Genomic DNA, 2,054 nt, shown 5'->3' on the forward strand with positions numbered 1-2,054 from the left:
GGCGCGTGTTCAGGTGGGTTAGTATCCCTGATTCACCATGGGCGCGGACACACGGGTACGGGAATATCAACCCGTTATCCATCGACTACGCCTGTCGGCCTCGCCTTAGGTCCCGACTCACCCTGGGAGGATTAACCTGGCCCAGGAACCCTTAGTCATTCGGCGGAGGAGTTTTCCACTCCTCATTCGCTACTCATGCCTGCATTCTCACTCGCGCACACTCCACACTAGGGTTACCCCAGCGCTTCACAGCAGTCACGCGACGCTCCCCTACCCAACCACCACAAAGGTGATTGCCGCGGCTTCGGCGGTGTACTTGAGCCCCACTACATTGTCGGCGCAGAACCACTCGACCAGTGAGCTATTACGCACTCTTTCAAGGATGGCTGCTTCTAAGCCAACCTCCTGGTTGTCTTCGCGATCCCACATCCTTTTCCACTTAGCACACCCTTAGGGGCCTTAGCCGGCGATCTGGGCTGTTTCCCTCTCGACTACGAAGCTTATCCCCCGCAGTCTCACTGCCGTGCTCTCACCTCACCGGCATTCGGAGTTTGGCTGATGTCGCTAAGATGATAGTCCCGCTAAACCAACCAGTAGCTCTACCTCCAGGAGGAAACACACGACGCTGCACCTAAATGCATTTCGGGGAGAACCAGCTATCACGGAGTTTGATTGGCCTTTCACCCCTACCCACAACTCATCCCCTCAGTTTTCAACCTAAGTGGGTTCGCGCCTCCACAGAGTCTTACCTCTGCTTCACACTGGCCATGGGTAGATCACCCCGCTTCGGGTCCAGGACATGCCACTGACAACACACTAGTTAGTATTCGCTTTCGCTACGACTACCCCACCAAACGGGTTAACCTCGCGACATGCCGCTGACTCGCAGGCTCATTCTTCAAAAGGCACGCCATCACCCCACAAAAAAGGGCTCTGACGGATTGTAAGCACATGGTTTCAGGTACTATTTCACTCCCCTCCCGGGGTACTTTTCACCATTCCCTCACGGTACTAATCCGCTATCGGTCATAAGCAGGTATTTAGGCTTACCGGGTGGTCCCGGCAGATTCACAGCAGATTCCACGAGCCCGCTGCTACTCGGGCAACACACCAATTGCACGCACGGGTGTTTCACGTACCGGACTCTCACCGTCTACGGCAGGACATTCCAATCCACTTCCGCTACACCCACACAACACAACGCAGGACTAGCAGACCCTGCACAATGCATCCCCACAACCCCACGCACGCAAACCCTGCCAGGTATCACACGCACGCGGTTTAGCCTCATCCACGTTCGTTCGCCACTACTAACGGAATCACAATTGTTTTCTACTCCTACGGGTACTGAGATGTTTCACTTCCCCGCGTAACCACCAATTAGACTATGAATTCATCTAACGGCGACCGCCCACAACGACGGCCAGGTTTCCCCATTCGGACACCCTCGGATCAACGCTCAGTTGGCAGCTCCCCGAGGCCTATCGCAGCCTCTCACGTCCTTCATCGGCCTACTATGCCAAGGCATCCACCATGCGCCCTTACAACACAACACACAAACAAATAACTAAGAACAATCACAAACAGAAAAACTGCTTGACAAAATCGAACTTACAGAAAAACAAGATGCTCGCGTCCACTATCCAGTTCTCACACAACACCCACACACCACACAACAAACCACCAAACAGCAGCCTGCCTGCAGCACGCAGCAACCTGTAAACAGGAACAACAACAAGTGTGTCATCCCAGACACCCAACAGCGCACCAACAACCAACCAACACCAAAGGAAAGCACAAACGTTTAAAATCATCACACGCACGCGCAGACCACCACTTCAGTGATCTAACCAGTAGGTGTTCCACCCAAAAAACAAAAAATAGCCACACGCCACCAACACGATGACACATGACACAAAGAAAAAATAATCTCCTTAGAAAGGAGGTGATCCAGCCGCACCTTCCGGTACGGCTACCTTGTTACGACTTCGTCCCAATCGCCAATCCCACCTTCGACAGCTCCCCCACAAAAAATGTGTTAGGCCACTGGCTTC

At 53.4% G+C, this 2,054-nt stretch carries 2 rRNA genes; both read right to left on the reverse strand.

Features of this window, described 5'->3' with window-relative positions:
• A 23S ribosomal RNA gene (locus HMPREF2787_RS11180) occupies positions 1-1,555 on the reverse strand; the annotation flags it as partial.
• A 383-nt stretch (positions 1,556-1,938) separates the two neighbouring features.
• Positions 1,939-2,054: ribosomal RNA gene (locus HMPREF2787_RS08535) — 16S ribosomal RNA — on the reverse strand; the annotation flags it as partial.

The organism is Corynebacterium sp. HMSC061H03 (genome assembly GCF_001838215.1).
GTDB lineage: Bacteria > Actinomycetota > Actinomycetes > Mycobacteriales > Mycobacteriaceae > Corynebacterium > Corynebacterium jeikeium_D.